Origin of the sequence: Hansschlegelia plantiphila, from assembly GCF_027922265.1 — a bacterium.
Lineage (GTDB): Bacteria > Pseudomonadota > Alphaproteobacteria > Rhizobiales > Methylopilaceae > Methylopila > Methylopila plantiphila.
In genome coordinates, this window is sequence record NZ_BSFI01000008.1 from 1 (window position 1) to 15,076 (window position 15,076).

A 15,076-nucleotide genomic window follows, 5' to 3' on the forward strand; every position below is an offset into this window, starting at 1 on the left:
ATGGCGGCCTCGACCCCGCCGTCCCCTTCGGAGGCTACAAGGCCAGCGGATACGGACGCGAATCCGGACTCCACCACGTCGACGCATACCTCGAAACAAAAGCCGTCGTCATGAAACTCGCTTAAACACCACGGCCCGCTTTACCGACGACGCAGCCGGCGCCTAACTTGACGGCGCCGGCCGCAGGAGCCCAAAATCATCGCATCTGTTTATGCGGGAGAGGGCTCCAATGGCTGACGTGAGCAGCTTAGCGGCCACGCATGTCCCGACCGACGCGTCCGCGGTCGGCGATCTGATCTCTCTTCAGGACCACCGCAACGTGGCCGAGTCCTGGCGCCGCTGCGTCGACCGCTACCGTCTCAACGCCCTGACGAAGCAGCGGGTCGCCTCGCTGACGGGCGCGGAGCTGCGCGATCACCGCGAGCCGTTCGACGAGATCCTCTCGATGGTCGAGGAGGAGATCTATCAGGTCGCCGAGCCGCTCTCCGCCGCGAGCTTCAGCGTCAGCTTCGCCGACATGGCGGGAGTGATCCTCTACTACCGCTCCGACCGCGCCGCCGGGAACTATTTCGAGGTCGAGCGCGCGGGCACCCTCTGGGCCGAGGGCGTCACCGGCACCAACGGCGTCGGCACCTGCGTGGTCGAGCGCAGACCCGTGCAAGTGTTCAAGAGCCAGCACTTCTTCCGCGATTTCGCCCATCTCTCCTGCTGCGCCGCGCCGGTCGTCGCGCCGGACGGCGAGATGATCGGCGTGCTCAACTTCACGACGGGCAATCCGGACGTCTCCGAGGGCGCCTTCCGGCTCGCCTGCGGCCTCGTCTCGAAGGTCGCGGAGCGCCTCGGCAACCAGCTGTTCCGCCGCCACTTCCGCAGCAACGCGCTGCTGGCGTCGTACGGTCCGGCGGGTTCGCTGCTGCTGGCGATCGACGACGACCACACCCTCGTCGGCGCCAATCCCTCGGCCCGCAGATGGCTCAGCCTCGACGCCGCCTCCCCCCGGACGCGCAGCCTCTGGGACCTGTTCGACCGCGAGGCGACGCCGGGCGTCCTGGGCGAAGGCCGCATCCGGCTGCGCCGGAACAACGAGGAGACCGAGTTCAGCGTGCTGCCGCGCCCGGCCGCCGAGCCCCGCGCCGCCCCCGCCCGGCCGGCCCGCCGCGTCCAGCCTGCGGCCGAGGCCGCGGGACCGAGCGTCGAGGCCTGTCTCGGCGCCGACCCGCGGATGCAGGGGCAGCTTCGCCTGCTGCGCCGTGTGGTCGGAAGCCGGCTGCCCATGCTGATCCTGGGCGAGACCGGCGTCGGCAAGGACACGCTCGCCCGCGCCCTGCACCGCGAGGGCGGGCGTCGCGACAAGCCGTTCGTCGCCTTCAACTGCGCCGCCGTGCCGGAGACGCTGATCGACAGCGAGCTGTTCGGCTACGGCGCGGGCGCCTTCACCGGCGCGAGCCGCGAAGGCAATCCCGGACGCCTGCTCGAGGCCGACGGCGGAACGCTGTTTCTCGACGAGATCGGCGACATGCCGCTCGGGCTGCAGACCAGGCTGCTGCGCGTGCTCGAGACCGGCGAAATCACGCCGCTGGGCGCCGGCAAACCGCGGCAGGTCGACCTGCAGGTCATCGCCGCCACCAATCACGACGTGACGAGGCGGATCGCCGAGGGACGGTTCCGCGCCGATCTCTATCATCGGCTGGCGGCCGTGGTCGTCACCCTGCCCCCCTTGCGCGAGCGCGCGGATCGGACGGCCCTCATCCGCCGGCTGTTCGACGCCGCGCGCGGCGGCGAGGACCTCCGGCTATCCGACGAGGCGCTGGACGCGCTTGGCCGCTATGGCTGGCCGGGCAACGTCCGCGAGTTGAAATATGTGCTGCAGCGAGCCGCCCTGGTCTGCGAAGGCCCGGTGGTGACCGTCGAGGACCTTATGCTGCCCGGCGCCGCCGCCGACCGCCTCGCGACGTCCGAGCCGGATCCCTCGCTCGACGCCGACACCGCGCGCGGAGCCGTCGCGGTCGCGGAGAAGCGCGTCATCGAGGAGGCTTTGGCCGCCAACCATGGCGACGTCACCCGGTCCGCCAGGGCGCTGAAGATCAGCCGCGCGACGCTCTACCGCAAGCTCCGCCAGCACCAGCTCGAACCCCGCGCGCCTCGGGCGTGACTGTCGCAGCCGCGAGACTCACCGTCCGTTATTGCAACGCACCCGACGCCATCGGCGGCCTCTGCTCGCGCGCCCCGTCGGCGAGCGTTCTAAAATGAGCGTTCGAGCCTCGTGGCCGGACGTCCCGGAACGGCTGGCACAGCCTTTGCGCTCCCGACCCCGGTGACACCCCATCGTCGAGAGGCGCCTATGTCCGATCTCTTCGCTTCCGTGAAGCTTGACCGCCGCGCCGTGCTGAAGACAGGCGTGGCCGCCGCCGCCGGGGCGCTGGCGGCGCCTTACCTGATCCGCCCGGCGATGGCGGACGACACCATCGTGCTGCTGACCTGGGAGACCTACCACGACGATCCGTGGATCGAGGAGTGGAGCAAGGCCAACAACACCAAGGTCCAGGCGATCCGCATCGGCTCCGAGGACGAGCTGTTCCAGCAGCCCTTCTCGGGCGCCGTCCAGCCCGACGTCATGTACATCGAGACCGGCTCGCTGCCGCGCTTCAAGGCCGGCGGCCTGATCGTCGATTTCGACGTCTCGCAGCTGCCGAACGCCAAGAACATCACGCCGAAGCTCGACTGGAAGAAATACGCCAGCATCGACGGCAAGGTTCAGGCGGTTCCCTACAATTGGGGCACCCAGCCGCTGATGTACAACGCCGACGTCGTCAAGGACCCCACCAGCTGGGCCGAGCTGTGGAAGCCCGAGTATCAGGGCAAGGTCAACATGTTCGACGACTGCACGATCACCTTCCCGATGATCGCGCTCTATGTCGGCGCGAAGGACCCCTTCAACCTGACGGACGACGAGTTCAAGAAGTGCGAGGACGCTCTGCGCGAACTTCGCAAGCAGGTCCGCGTGATCGCGCGCGGCTTCGACGACGCCTCGACGATCTACGCCGCCGGCGACGCGGTGATCGGCTACTGCCAGAACGTGGCGGTGGTCGCCTCGCTCAACGCCAAGGGCAAGAACTTCAAGTACTCGCTGCCCAAGGAAGGCACCCCGACCTGGATCGACTGCGCCGGCGTCTCGAAGAAGGGCGACCGGCCGATCGTCTACAAGTTCCTCAACGACAACCTGTCGCCGGAGTGGCAGGCGCGCTTCATCAAGGCCTCCAGCAACAACGGCGTGCTGAGCGCCGATGCCGCGCGCTCGGCGGGCGTGCCGGAGGAGACCATGAAGGTCACCAACCTGCTCGACGCCGAGGACGCCAGCTTCTGGGAGAAGCTGGTGGTTTACCAGAAGAACGAGGACCTCGACCGTCGCCTGCAGATCTGGAACGACTTCAAGGCGGGCACCCTCTGACGGTCCGACGCCGGAACTGGAGATCGAGATGAGCCTCGCCGAACAGCCCATCCTCGTTCTCGACGGGGTGGACAAGACCTACGAGGGCGGGACCAAACCCGCCCTCGACCGCGTGTCGTTCCAGGTCGCGCGCGGCGAGTTCTTCTCGATCCTCGGACCGAGCGGGTCGGGAAAGACCACCCTGCTGCGGATGATCGCGGGCTTTGAGACGCCCGATCGCGGACGGGTGGTGATGGACGGCGAGCCCATCACCCATGTGCCGCCGTTCAAGCGCGACGTCCGTACGGTGTTCCAGAGCTACGCGCTGTTCCCGCATCTGACGGTGCGCGGCAACGTCGAATATCCGCTGCGCATGGCCCGCCACGGCCGCGCCGACCGCGCCCGCATGGCGCTGGAGGCGCTCGCGCTCGTCGACATGACGTCCTATGCGGACCGGTTGCCGCACCAACTCTCGGGCGGGCAGCGCCAGCGCGTCGCCCTCGCCCGCGCCATCGTGTGCCGGCCGAAGATCCTGTTGCTCGACGAGCCGCTCGGCGCGCTGGACCTCAGGCTGCGCCAGCAGATGCAGCACACTCTCGTGTCGCTCCAGAAGGAGCTCGGCATCGCCTTCGTGTACGTGACCCACGACCAGGGCGAGGCGCTGTCGATGTCGAACCGGGTCGCCGTCATGCGCGAGGGCCGCATCGCCCAGCTCGGCACGCCGGAGGAGCTTTATTTCGATCCGGCGTCCGAGTTCGTGGCGCAGTTCGTGGGGCGCTCAAACCTCATCCCCGTGACGTTCCAGCCGGGCGACGGCGGTCACGTCGCGGTGATCGACGGCGAGCGGTTCCCGAGGCTCAACGCCGCCAAGGCCGGCCCGGCGCGCCTTGCGCTGCGCTTCGAGGCGGTGCGCGTCGTCCCGGCCTCCGAAGGCGCCGGCGATCTTTCGGGCGTGGTGGAGGACGTGCTGTTCCTCGGCACCAATCTGGAGGTCAACGTGCGCTGCGGGTCGCTGAACATCATCGCGAGCATCCCGGCGGCGCGCACGCCGACGCTCGCCCACGGGCAGCCGGTCAACATCCTGCTCGATCTCAGCAACGCCCGCGTCTTCCATGGTTGACCAGCTGTTGACCCGGACGGACGTCGCGACGCCGGCCCTGTCCCGGCCCCGGCGCTTCCGCCTGATCAATCTGCCGGTCTGGGCGTGGCTGACGCTGATCGTGCTGCTGCCGAACCTGCTGCTGATCGGCACGAGCTTCCTGAGGATCCGCAACGGCTTCATGACGTTCGAGCCGTCGCTCGCGAACTATCAGCGGCTCTGGGACTCGGCCGGCTTCTGGGCGCTGCTGTTCCGGACGCTGAAGTTCAGCCTGCTCGGAAGCGGGATCGCCGCGCTGATCGCCTACCCCATGGCCTATTTCGTCGGCCGCGGCGTCAGGCGGAACAAGGCGCTGCTCGTCACGCTGGTGCTGGTCCCGCTTTGGATCAGCCTGCTCATGCGCGTCTTCGCGTGGCGGCTCATTCTCGGCCAGTCCGGTCTGCTCAACAGCTTCCTGGTCTCGAGCGGCGTCCTCGACAAGCCGTCGGAGGCGTTCCTCTACACCTCTGCCTCCGTCGTCCTGGTCTTCACCTATATCGCGATCCCGTACATCTTCATCTCGACGCTGAACGCCTTCGAGAAGCTGCCGCAGTCGCTGCTGGAGGCGTCGGAGGATTCCGGCGCCTCAGGCCTGCGGACCTTCCTGCACGTGGTCTGGCCGCTGACGCGGCGGAGCCTCGCGATCGGCGTGTCGCTCGCCTTCCTGATCACGGTCGGCGACTTCGTCACCCCCGCCATGATCGGCGGCGTGGACGGCACCACGATCGGCGTGATGATCTCGTCGCAGTTCGGCATGGCCAACAACTGGCCTTACGGCGCCGCGGTCGCGATCGTGCTGATGCTGTGCTGCGGGGCGATCGTCGGAATCGTCATGGCGCTCTGCCCGGCGCGGGGCGTGCTGCTCGGCGACGAGGGGCAGCGCCCGGCGGCCCGCGACACGCCGGGCGCCAGAACGCTTCGGCTCGCAGGCTCGCTCGGCGTCACGCTGACGGTCCTGTTCCTCTATGCGCCGATCCTGCTGATGGCGGCGTTCTCGTTCAACGCGTCGAGCATGCAGAGCTTCCCGATGGCGGGCTTCAGCCTGCGCTGGTACGAGGAGCTCGCGGGGAACCAGGGCCTTCTGGTCGCGGCCCAGCGCTCTCTCCTCGTCGCCTTCATGGTCGTGACGTTCTCCACGATCGTGGGCACGAGCTTCGCGCTGATCCTGCATTACGGAAAGATCGCCGGCGCCCGCTTCTGCGAGTTCACCATCGGCCTGCCGATCGCGACGCCGGGCGTGGTGCTCGGCATCGTGATGGTGCTCGGCACGGAATGGCTCAAGATCCCCTCGGGCGTCATCCGTACCACCGTCGGCCAGTCGAGCTTCGTTCTGCCTGTCGTGATGATGCTGGTGCTGTCTCGGCTGAGACGACTCGACCCGTCTCTGCTCGAAGCGTCGCTCGATCTCGGCGCCGACAAGATCCGCAGCTTCGTCTTTGTGCTGTTCCCGCTGATCCGCGGCGCAGTCGTCGGCGGCGCCCTGCTCGGCCTCACGCTCTCCGCCGACGACGTGATGGTGACGCTGTTCCTCGCCGGTCCCCAGCAGACCCTGCCGATCTGGGTGTTCAACCAGATGCGGTTCGGCTTCACGCCGACCGTCAACGCGGTGTTCGCGCTGCTTGCGGTCGCCTGCCTGGCGATCGTAATCGTGGCGACGCGCATCGGCGCGAAGGCGCGCGGCGCGACGGCCTGACGCGTCGGACGCTCGAAACAGGGCGTCGCATCCGCGCCGACGGCGGGGCCAGACGGAGGCACGAGTGGAGATCGACAATCCCGAGGCGCTCGCCGAGGTCGAGGCGGCGTTCGCCGCCTACGAGGCCGCGCTCGTCGGCAACGACGTGGCGACCCTCGAAGCGCTGTTCCAAGACGATCCGAGAACGCTGCGCTACGGCGCAGGCGAGAACCTCTATGGCATGGACGAGATCCGCGCGTTCCGCAGGACGCGGTCTCCGAAGGGCCTGGCGCGGACGCTCGAGCGCACCGTGATCACCACCTATGGCCGCGACTTCGCCGTCGCCAACACGCTGTTCCGGCGCGACGGGGCGCCGGGCCGCATCGGCCGCCAGAGCCAGACCTGGGTGCGCTTCCCTGAGGGCTGGCGGGTGGTCGCGGCGCATGTCAGCGTCATCGACGAGCCGCAGGGCTGACGCTTCGAGCGGAAATCCACATTCAACGCGACGTCACCATGGCGATGGCCATGGGCGGCCACATGCGCTCCGACCGGCAGGTCGTCGCTCGCGCGATGGAGGGCTTCGCGAACCACTACGCCAAGGGCGACCCGACCGAGATTCTGAAGGCCGGCCGCCCGCTGCGCCTCAGCCCGACGCATAGCCGCTGCGAAGCGGCGGGCGCGGTGTTCGAGCCGGTCCTGGGCTGGGAGATTCCGGCATGGTTCGCCCCCGGCGGCGAGACGCAGGACGAGGCGATCGCGCAGGAGCGCGCGGCCGCGATCGGGGCCGCGGCGATCTTCGATCTCGGCTCGCTGGCCAAGTTCCACCTCATGGGATCCGGCGCGCGCGAGGCGCTGGAGGCGATGGCGACCGCCGCCATAGGCGGGCCCGGCCGCGCGGCGCGCACGCTGTTCCTGGGGAAGCGCGGCGGCGTTCAGGCCGACGTGACGGTCGTCTCGCTCGGCGAGACGGACCACATCGTGCTGGCGCCCGCGGCGCGGGCCACGCTGCTCGGCGCGCACATCTCCCGCGAGATCGCGGGACGGGACGCCGTGATCTCCCTCGACGTCAGCGCAGGCTACGGCGCCCTCGGCCCATAGAGCTCCGGGAGCGGCATCCCGCCGCCCGCGGCGAGGCGGCCTACGCCGGCGTTCGCCCCGAGCATCTGCGCGTGGAGCAGGTCGCCGACGGAGCGTCCCCGACGGGCGTCATCGTCGGGGTCGAGCATCTCGGGCCGGAGACGATCGTCGAGATCGGCGCCGACGGCCTCGGCCTCACCGCGCGCGGCGCCCGCCTCGAAGGGCTTGGCGTCGACGACCCGGTGGCCGTGCGGCTGTCTGCGGAAAAACTGCTCGCCTTCTCGAGCGACGGAGCCCGGCTGCGCCGCTGAGGGCGCATCGCCTTGCCGCCGTCGGGACCGCGACGGTCATCTCATTTCACGGAGCGCTCGATGAGCCCGGACCATATGCAGATCGCCCGGTTCGCGAACCAGCTGGCGGACATCGCGCGCGACCTCGCCCGGTCGCATTTCCGAGCCACGACGGCGTTCGAGAGCAAGTCCGACAAGAGCCCGGTGACGATCGCCGACCGCGCCATCGAGGACGCTCTGCGACAGGCGATCGAGAAGGCCTATCCCGGGCACGGGATCCAGGGCGAGGAGCGCGGCGTCTCGAACGCCGGCCGCGAGATGTGGGTGCTCGACCCGATCGACGGCACGCTGAGCTTCATGATGGGCATGCCGACCTTCGGCTCGCTGATCGCCTACGCCGAAGACGGCGCGCCCGTGGTCGGCGTGGTGGAGCTTCCGGCCCTGAAGGAGCGCCTGACAGGCTATGACGGCGCGACGACGTTCAACGGCCAGCCCGTGCGCGTCAGCGGCTGCGCCGCGCTGTCCGAGGCCCGGCTCTCCACCTCGGGGCCGGACTATTTCCGGGACGAGGACTGGGCCCGTTTCGACGCGGCGAGCCGTCAGGGCGCCGCGCGGCGCTTCGGCGGGGAGTGCTCGGCTTACGCGCTGCTCGCCTGCGGCTATTGCGACGCGGTCGCCGACGGCTCGATGGCTCCGCACGACTTCATGCCGCTGGTTCCGGTGATCGAGGGCGCCGGCGGCGTGATCACCGACTGGCAAGGCCGCGCTCTGACGCTCGACTACAGCGGCGCCGTCCTCGCGTCGTCGTCGCGCAAGTTGCACGACCAGTTGCTCCGGGCGCTCGACGCCGGCGCTTCGCCAGACCGGGCGGCGTTCTAGGCCAGGCGACGTTGCATCCGCTCAGGACGCGTCGTGCGCGAGGGGCTTTATCTTGATGCCGGGGTCAGACGCAATTTGCGGCGGTCCACGCGGATGGCGATCTGATGTAGGCGACGTCATCCAGATCAATAGCTAGCGAGGCCATGCTATCTGAGATGTCGCCGACCAAGACGCGCAGCGCCCGCTGCCATATTGAATACAGGTCTGCGCCGGTCAAAAGCCGTTACTTCATTTTTCGTTTAGAGACACTGAGATCGACCGCCTATCGGCCGAAATGGCGGAATCAATAGCGCAGCCTTCCACCGCTGCAGCGAAGTCTTCGCAGCGAGCCAGCTCGCCTCCGGTTCTTGACGGGACCCGAACGCTGGCATACCTTATACCACAAAATAGCACGGAAACGCGTGCAGTGGTCGTTCCGGTCGATGGGCGTTCTCGCCTTCCGCTCGAAGCGACGGAGAGGGAACGGAAACAATGACGGATCATCTGAGCAAGACCTGACGTCCGGCGTCGACCGGCGAGCTGCTTCGCACCGCTTGAAGTCGGGGCGCGTCGGCGACCGATCGACAACTCGAACACGACCGCTTCGGGCGCCGCGCCCGATGCCGGATCAGCGAGACGGTCGTTGGTGATCTCATGTCGCATGCAATTGACTTCAGCCAGATCGTCGCTTCCGCCGGAGACGCCATCGTCGTCTCCGAGGCGAGCGGCGTACTCGCCGTCTGGAACCAGGCGGCGCAGCGCGTCTTCGGGTTTTCGGAAGCCGAGACGGTCGGCCGGTCGCTCGACCTGATCACGCCCGAGCGCCGCCGGAAGCGCTGTTGGCTCAGCTCCGGCGAGACCACGGCGACACGCGAACCCGCTACGGCCCCGACTTGCTGCGGGCGCCGCGCAAGGACGGACGGCCGTGGTCGATCGGAATTCGAAGCTGGGGTTCCGGGCGCGCCGGCAAATAAGGGCGCCCCGACATTGCTGTCGCGGGCAGTAAATCCGACACCGGATCAACATAAAACAAATCAAGGGAGACTATCGCTATGAGCCAACCCCTGGAAGGCATCAAGATCATCGACTTCACGCATGTGCAGGCGGGTCCGGCCTGCACGCAGCTGCTTGCGTGGTTCGGCGCCGACGTCATCAAGGTCGAGCGTCCGGGCTCGGGCGACGTAACGCGCTCGCAGCTTCGCCACGTCGAAGACGCCGACGCGCTGTATTTCACCATGCTGAACAGCAACAAGCGCTCGCTGACGCTCGACACCAAGACGCCGCAGGGCAAGGAAGTCCTTGAGAAGCTGATCAAGGAATCCGACGTCATGGTCGAGAATTTCGGCCCCGGAGCGCTCGACCGCATGGGCTTCTCCTGGGCGCGCATCCAGGAGCTCAACCCGGGCATGATCCTCGCCTCGGTGAAGGGCTTCTCGGACGGCCATCACTACGAGGACCTGAAGGTCTACGAGAACGTCGCGCAGTGCGCGGGCGGCGCAGCCTCCACCACCGGCTTCTGGGATGGTCCGCCCACCGTGTCGGCCGCCGCTCTCGGCGATTCGAACACCGGCATGCATCTCGCGATCGGCATTCTCACGGCGCTGCATCAGAAGAACAAGACCGGCAAGGGCCAGAAGGTCGCCGTCTCCATGCAGGATGCGGTGCTGAACCTCTGCCGCGTCAAGCTGCGCGACCAGCAGCGCCTCGACGCGCTCGGCTTCCTTGAAGAATATCCGCAGTATCCGCACGGTGAGTTCACCGACGTCGTGCCGCGCGGCGGCAACGCCGGAGGCGGCGGCCAGCCGGGCTGGGTGCTGAAGTGCAAGGGCTGGGAGACCGATCCCAACGCCTACATCTACTTCACCATCCAGGGCCACGCCTGGGCGCCGATCTGCAAGGCGATCGGCAAGGAGGAATGGATCGACGATCCGGCCTACAACACCGCCCGCGCCCGCCAGGACAAGATCATGGACATCTTCGGCACGATCGAGGAGTGGCTCGCCGACAAGACCAAGTTCGAGGCCGTCGATATCCTGCGCAAGTTCGACATCCCGTGCTCGCCGGTGCTCTCCATGAAGGAGATCTCGGTCGATCCGTCCTTGCGCGCCAGCGGCACGGTGGTCGAGGTCCAGCACCCGCAGCTCGGCTCGTATCTGACGGTCGGCAGCCCGATCAAGTTCTCGGACATGAAGGTCGACATCAAGGCGTCCCCGCTGCTTGGCGAGCACACCGACGAAGTCCTCCACGACCTCGGCTACACCGCCCAGCAGATCGAGCGGCTGCATCAGGAAAAGGCCGTCTGAGGCGGTCCCGCCGACACTGAAACGGGACGGCGGCGCACAACGATATGCGCCGTCGTCCCGCCGTTCTGCTTCGGAAGTCGTCTTTTCCGGCGCCGCGACCCGCGCTAACGCGACGGTCCGCCCCGATCCCGGGCCGCCCGGTCGTCCTGCGGCTCCGCCCTCCCCTCGCCGAGCATGCCCCATGACGCCGCAGTTGCGCGATTTCGTGCCCGACCCTGCGTCCGTCGGCCTCAGCGAGCGCTTTCGCTCGGCCTCGGGCGCGCTTGTCGGTATTCTCGCGACCGGGCTTCTCAGCCGCGCGGCCGTCGGCGACGCCTCTGCGCTTCCCGTCCTGATCGCGCCGATGGGCGCCTCCGCCGTGTTGCTGTTCGCGGTTCCGGCAAGCCCGCTTGCGCAGCCTTGGTCGATCGTCGGCGGCAACCTCGTCGCGGGACTGGTTGGCGTCACCGCCGCGACGCTGATCGCCGATCCATTCGTTGCGGCGGCCGTCGCCGTCGGCTGCGCGATCGCGCTGATGATGGCGCTGCGATGCCTGCATCCGCCGAGCGGCGCGGTCGCGCTCACCGCGGTGCTGGGCGGCCCCGCGATCACCAGCCTTGGCTACCAGTTCGTGTTCTGGCCGGTCCTCGCCAACTCGTTCCTGCTGCTCGCGACCGCGCTGCTGTTCAACAACCTGACCGGCCGAGCCTATCCGCGCGGCCGGCCGAGAGCCGCGGACCGCAAGACGACGGACCCGCAGCCTCTGTCGCGCGTCGGCTTCACATCGTCCGACCTCGACGCCGCGCTGCGCGACTATGGTCAGTTCCTAGACGTCAGCCGCGGCGACCTCGAGGCGATTATGCGACAGACCCAGCTGCGGTCGTATCGTCCCCGGCGTGGCCCGCTGACCTGCGCGGAGATCATGTCGCGCGACGTCGTTGCGATCACGCCCGACGCGCCGCTGAAGGACGCCCTCGAGCTGCTTCGGAGCCACCACGTCAAGATGCTCCCCGTGACGGACGGAAGAGCGCGCGTGCTCGGCGTCGTCACGCAGACCGATCTTCTCGACAAGGCGGTCTGGGGGACGGGGGGTCCGCGCCTTGGCGTGCGCCAGCGCATCCGCCTGACGTTGAGCCGCACCCGCGCGCCGAACGGCGTGGTGGCGGACATCATGGCGACGGCGGTGAGGACCGTTCGGCCGGAGACGCCGATCGCCGAGATCGTGCTGCGGATGTCGGCGGCCGGTCTTCACCATCTGCCCGTGGTCGGAGCCGACGAAAAGCTTGCGGGCGTCGTCTCGCAGGGCGATCTCGCGGCCGCCCTGCTCGCCGACGCGGTCGACCGGGCGAGGGCGACGCCGTGATCGACCCGCATCTCGCCGGCCGGCTCGACTTCGTCCACCGGCTTCCGACCAAGCCGCCGCTCCCGCCCGGCCGCAATCCGCTCGGCCTGTTCGAGCAGCGCGACGCGGTGCTCGTGGTTCCGGAAAATATCGATCCGCGACGTCCGACGCCGCTGATGACCTTGTTTCACGGCGGCGGCGGCAGCGCGGAGAAGATCCTGCCGATGATGGAAGCCCACGCGCAGGAGAAAGGCTTCCTGCTGCTCGCGCCGCAGTCGCTGTTTCCGACCTGGGACATCGTGATCGGCGGCAACGGCCCGGATCGCGAGCGGCTCGACGCTGCGCTCGCCGAGGTCGCGTCGCGGTTTCTGCTGGACCCGACGCGCCTCGCCTTCGCGGGCCATTCCGACGGCGGCAGCTACACGCTGTCGCTCGGGCCGACCAACGGGCATTTCGTGACGCATATGATCGTCTCGTCGGCCGGCTTCATGTCTGTTCACATGCAGACGGGCGCGCCGCGCGTCTTCATCTCGCACGGGACGCGCGACGAGCAGATTCCGATCGACCGCAGCGGCCGCGTGCATTCCGCCCTGCTGCGCGACGCCGGCTATGACGTCACCTATGTCGAATATGACGGCCCGCACGCCTGGCAGCCGAACGTCGCGCGACAGGGCGCGGAGTTCTTCCTCGCCGAGCGCGTCCCCGCCTTCAGGTGAACCTGCTCGGCTGAAGCAGCGCGACGGCCTGCGTCCCCCGCTCCGCGTCGATCGAACAAAAAAATCCCGGCAGGCGGAACGGGAGCGCCTGCCGGGATTCTGCGTCATGAGCCTGGAGGGAGGACTCAGCTCACTCCGCATCTCGCTGGACGATCGGCCGAAGCCGACCGCATCACTTCTTGCGGACGACGACGCTCTGCGGGTTGAGGCTGCCGATGTTGCCGCTCTCGCTGCCGGCGGCCGGATCAATCACCGCATTGATGAGCGAGGGCTTGCCGGAGTCCATCGCCTGGTCCACCGCGCGCTTCAGCTCGTCCGGGGTCGTCACGTGATAACCGACGCCGCCGAAGGCCTCGATCATCTTGTCATAGCGGGAATCAGGCACGAAGACGGTCGTGCCGGGGTCGCGCCCCGTCGGATCGACGTCGGTGCCGCGATAGATGCCGTTGTTGTTGAAGATGACGATCGTGACGGGAAGGTTGTACCGGCAGATCGTTTCGACCTCCATGCCCGAGAAGCCGAAGGCGCTGTCGCCCTCGACCGCGAGCACGGGCTTGCCGGTCTCGATGGCCGCGCCGACGGCGAAGCCCATGCCGATGCCCATCACGCCCCAGGTGCCGACGTCCAACCGCTTGCGCGGCTTGTACATGTCGATGATCCCGCGGGCGAGATCGAGCGTGTTGGCCCCCTCGTTCACCAGGATCGCGTCGGGGCGCTCCTTGATCACCGTGCGCAGGGCGCCGAGCGCGCTGTGGAAGTCCATCGGAGCGGTGTTCTTCATCAGCCGCGGCGCCATCTTGGCGACGTTGGCATCCCTGCGGGTCTTCAGGGTCTCGGTCCATTCGGCCGGCGGGATCGGCCACTGGCCGTCGAAGCCGGCGAGCAGCGCCTCGACGCAGGAGCCGATGTCGCCCACGATCGGAGCGACGATCTCGACGTTCGAGTCCATCTCACGCGGCTCGATGTCGATCTGGATGAACTTCTTCGAGCCGGGCGCGCCCCAGGTCTTGCCCTTGCCGTGGCTGAGCAGCCAGTTGAGCCGGGCGCCGATCAGCACCACGACGTCGGAGTCCTTGAGCGCCGTGGAGCGCGCGGCGCCCGCCGAGAGCGGATGGGTGTCCGGCAGGATGCCCTTGGCCATGCTCATCGGCACGTAGGGAATGCCGCTCTTCTCGATCAGCTGGCGGATCGAGTCGTCGGCCTGCGCGTAGGCGGCGCCCTTGCCGAGCACGATCAGCGGACGCTTGGCGGTCTTCAGCAGATCGAGCGCGCGCTTGATCGCCGACGGCGCGGGCAACTGGGCCGGAGCTGCGTCGATCACCTTGACGAGCGAGGCGGCGCCCGCCTCCGCGTCCATGATCTGCGAGAACAGCTTCGCCGGCAGGTCGAGATAGACGCCGCCCGGGCGGCCCGAAACCGCCGCGCGGATCGCCCGCGCCACGCCGATGCCGATGTCGGCGGCGTGCAGCACGCGGAACGCCGCCTTGCAAAGCGGCTTGGCGATGGCGAGCTGGTCCATCTCCTCGTAGTCGCCCTGCTGCAGGTCGACGATCTCGCGCTCCGAAGAGCCCGAGATCAGGATCATGGGGAAGCAGTTCGTGGTGGCGTTGGCGAGCGCGGTCAGGCCGTTGAGGAAGCCCGGCGCGGAGACCGTCAGGCAGATGCCCGGCTTCTTGGTGAGGAAGCCCGCGATCGCGGCGGCGTTGCCGGCGTTCTGCTCGTGGCGGAACGAGACGACGCGGATGCCCTCGGCCTGACACATCCGGCCGAGGTCCGTGATCGGAATGCCCGGCACGCCATAGATCGTCTCGATGCCGTTCAGCTTCAGCGCGTCGATGACGAGGTGGAAACCGTCGGTCAGCTCGCGCGGCTCGCCCGCGACCGACGACTGGACGTCGGTGGTGTTCACATCGATGATTTGAGCTAACGCCGTCACGCTCATGGTCGTCTCCTCGATCCCTCTGGCGCAGCTGCCGGTTCACCGGTCTTGCTTCGCGCCTGCTATTAAATTTTCCTGAACGTCAGGTCGCCTTAACTTAGATTTTCAAAGTATCGGGGCTAAAGCCGCACTGGGACGTCCCGACCGAACAGAACTCGATCGACTCAGGCAGGTCTTTGGTCCCGTACTACGTGACAAAAAGACTGGCATGCCAGATGCCACGCGTCAAACACTATCTCTGCCGGGGACGACTATTTGATCGCCCGGACTGAAGACTGCGCTGTGGACGAGCCGCCTCGCGCCGTCGGCAGCGGATTGTCGGAACAGATGCGTCC

Annotated in this window: 14 protein-coding genes; 13 read left to right on the forward strand and 1 reads right to left on the reverse strand. The window is 68.1% G+C overall.

The features are described from left to right. From PKE75_RS09795 to PKE75_RS09850, 13 genes are all read left to right on the forward strand, one after another. Positions 1-125, forward strand: a 125-nt coding sequence (locus PKE75_RS09795) for an aldehyde dehydrogenase family protein (RefSeq protein ID WP_271169169.1), incomplete at its 5' end; no start/stop codon positions are given. Between the two features lie 104 nt (positions 126-229). Further along, complete coding sequence (locus PKE75_RS09800; RefSeq protein WP_271168551.1) at positions 230-2,152, forward strand: sigma-54-dependent Fis family transcriptional regulator; 1,923 nt, start codon at positions 230-232, stop codon at positions 2,150-2,152. A gap of 189 nt (positions 2,153-2,341) precedes the next feature. Continuing rightward, positions 2,342-3,448, forward strand: coding sequence for an extracellular solute-binding protein (locus tag PKE75_RS09805; protein ID WP_271168552.1), 1,107 nt, complete (start codon positions 2,342-2,344; stop codon positions 3,446-3,448). A 28-nt stretch (positions 3,449-3,476) separates the two neighbouring features. Next, positions 3,477-4,547, forward strand: coding sequence for an ABC transporter ATP-binding protein (locus PKE75_RS09810; RefSeq protein WP_271168553.1), 1,071 nt, complete (start codon positions 3,477-3,479; stop codon positions 4,545-4,547). Beyond that, on the forward strand, positions 4,540-6,258 hold the full coding sequence (locus PKE75_RS09815) for an ABC transporter permease subunit (RefSeq protein WP_271168554.1): 1,719 nt from the start codon (positions 4,540-4,542) through the stop codon (positions 6,256-6,258). The genes PKE75_RS09810 and PKE75_RS09815 overlap by 8 nt, the downstream gene beginning before the upstream one ends. Before the next feature lie 64 nt (positions 6,259-6,322). Then, complete coding sequence (gene hpxZ / locus PKE75_RS09820) at positions 6,323-6,712, forward strand: oxalurate catabolism protein HpxZ (protein ID WP_271168555.1); 390 nt, start codon at positions 6,323-6,325, stop codon at positions 6,710-6,712. Positions 6,713-6,750: 38 nt separating this feature from the next. Next, positions 6,751-7,335 carry a hypothetical protein gene (locus PKE75_RS09825; RefSeq protein WP_271168556.1) on the forward strand — a complete coding sequence of 195 codons (585 nt, stop codon included), beginning with the start codon at positions 6,751-6,753 and terminating at the stop codon, positions 7,333-7,335. Then, positions 7,332-7,625, forward strand: a complete 294-nt coding sequence (locus tag PKE75_RS09830; protein WP_271169170.1) for a TOBE domain-containing protein — start codon at positions 7,332-7,334, stop codon at positions 7,623-7,625. The genes PKE75_RS09825 and PKE75_RS09830 overlap by 4 nt, the downstream gene beginning before the upstream one ends. Positions 7,626-7,685: 60 nt before the next feature. After that, on the forward strand, positions 7,686-8,483 hold the full coding sequence (locus tag PKE75_RS09835) for an inositol monophosphatase family protein (protein ID WP_271168557.1): 798 nt from the start codon (positions 7,686-7,688) through the stop codon (positions 8,481-8,483). 633 nt (positions 8,484-9,116) lie between these two features. Then, positions 9,117-9,518, forward strand: coding sequence for a PAS domain-containing protein (locus PKE75_RS17940; protein ID WP_428979130.1), 402 nt, complete (start codon positions 9,117-9,119; stop codon positions 9,516-9,518). Further along, the gene (gene frc, locus PKE75_RS09840) at positions 9,515-10,765 is read left to right on the forward strand and encodes a formyl-CoA transferase (protein ID WP_271168558.1); all 1,251 of its coding nucleotides are present in this window, start codon (positions 9,515-9,517) and stop codon (positions 10,763-10,765) included. Before PKE75_RS17940 ends, frc begins: the two co-directional genes overlap by 4 nt. Positions 10,766-10,946: 181 nt before the next feature. Continuing rightward, positions 10,947-12,107 (forward strand): HPP family protein, encoded by a 1,161-nt coding sequence (locus PKE75_RS09845; protein WP_271168559.1) that lies wholly within the window; start codon positions 10,947-10,949, stop codon positions 12,105-12,107. Further along, entirely contained in the window at positions 12,104-12,802 is a 699-nt protein-coding gene (locus PKE75_RS09850) for an alpha/beta hydrolase (protein ID WP_271168560.1), read from the forward strand. The genes PKE75_RS09845 and PKE75_RS09850 overlap by 4 nt, the downstream gene beginning before the upstream one ends. A gap of 172 nt (positions 12,803-12,974) precedes the next feature. Here the strand turns inward: PKE75_RS09850 and oxc are convergent, their stop codons facing one another. Further along, a complete protein-coding gene (gene oxc / locus PKE75_RS09855) occupies positions 12,975-14,744 on the reverse strand; it encodes an oxalyl-CoA decarboxylase (protein WP_271168561.1) in 1,770 nt (589 codons plus the stop codon). Positions 14,745-15,076 lie beyond the last annotated feature (332 nt).

What these genes read in the sequence shown, in the direction of transcription:
- PKE75_RS09800 (WP_271168551.1), top strand. Translation starts at nt 230, where the DNA reads ATGGCTGACGTGAGCAGCTTAGCGGCCACGCATGTCCCGACCGACGCG.
- PKE75_RS09805 (WP_271168552.1), top strand. Translation starts at nt 2,342, where the DNA reads ATGTCCGATCTCTTCGCTTCCGTGAAGCTTGACCGCCGCGCCGTGCTG.
- PKE75_RS09810 (WP_271168553.1), top strand. Translation starts at nt 3,477, where the DNA reads ATGAGCCTCGCCGAACAGCCCATCCTCGTTCTCGACGGGGTGGACAAG.
- PKE75_RS09815 (WP_271168554.1), top strand. Translation starts at nt 4,540, where the DNA reads ATGGTTGACCAGCTGTTGACCCGGACGGACGTCGCGACGCCGGCCCTG.
- PKE75_RS09825 (WP_271168556.1), top strand. Translation starts at nt 6,751, where the DNA reads ATGGCGATGGCCATGGGCGGCCACATGCGCTCCGACCGGCAGGTCGTC.
- PKE75_RS09835 (WP_271168557.1), top strand. Translation starts at nt 7,686, where the DNA reads ATGAGCCCGGACCATATGCAGATCGCCCGGTTCGCGAACCAGCTGGCG.
- PKE75_RS17940 (WP_428979130.1), top strand. Translation starts at nt 9,117, where the DNA reads ATGTCGCATGCAATTGACTTCAGCCAGATCGTCGCTTCCGCCGGAGAC.
- frc (WP_271168558.1), top strand. Translation starts at nt 9,515, where the DNA reads ATGAGCCAACCCCTGGAAGGCATCAAGATCATCGACTTCACGCATGTG.
- PKE75_RS09845 (WP_271168559.1), top strand. Translation starts at nt 10,947, where the DNA reads ATGACGCCGCAGTTGCGCGATTTCGTGCCCGACCCTGCGTCCGTCGGC.
- oxc (WP_271168561.1), bottom strand. Translation starts at nt 14,744, where the DNA reads ATGAGCGTGACGGCGTTAGCTCAAATCATCGATGTGAACACCACCGAC.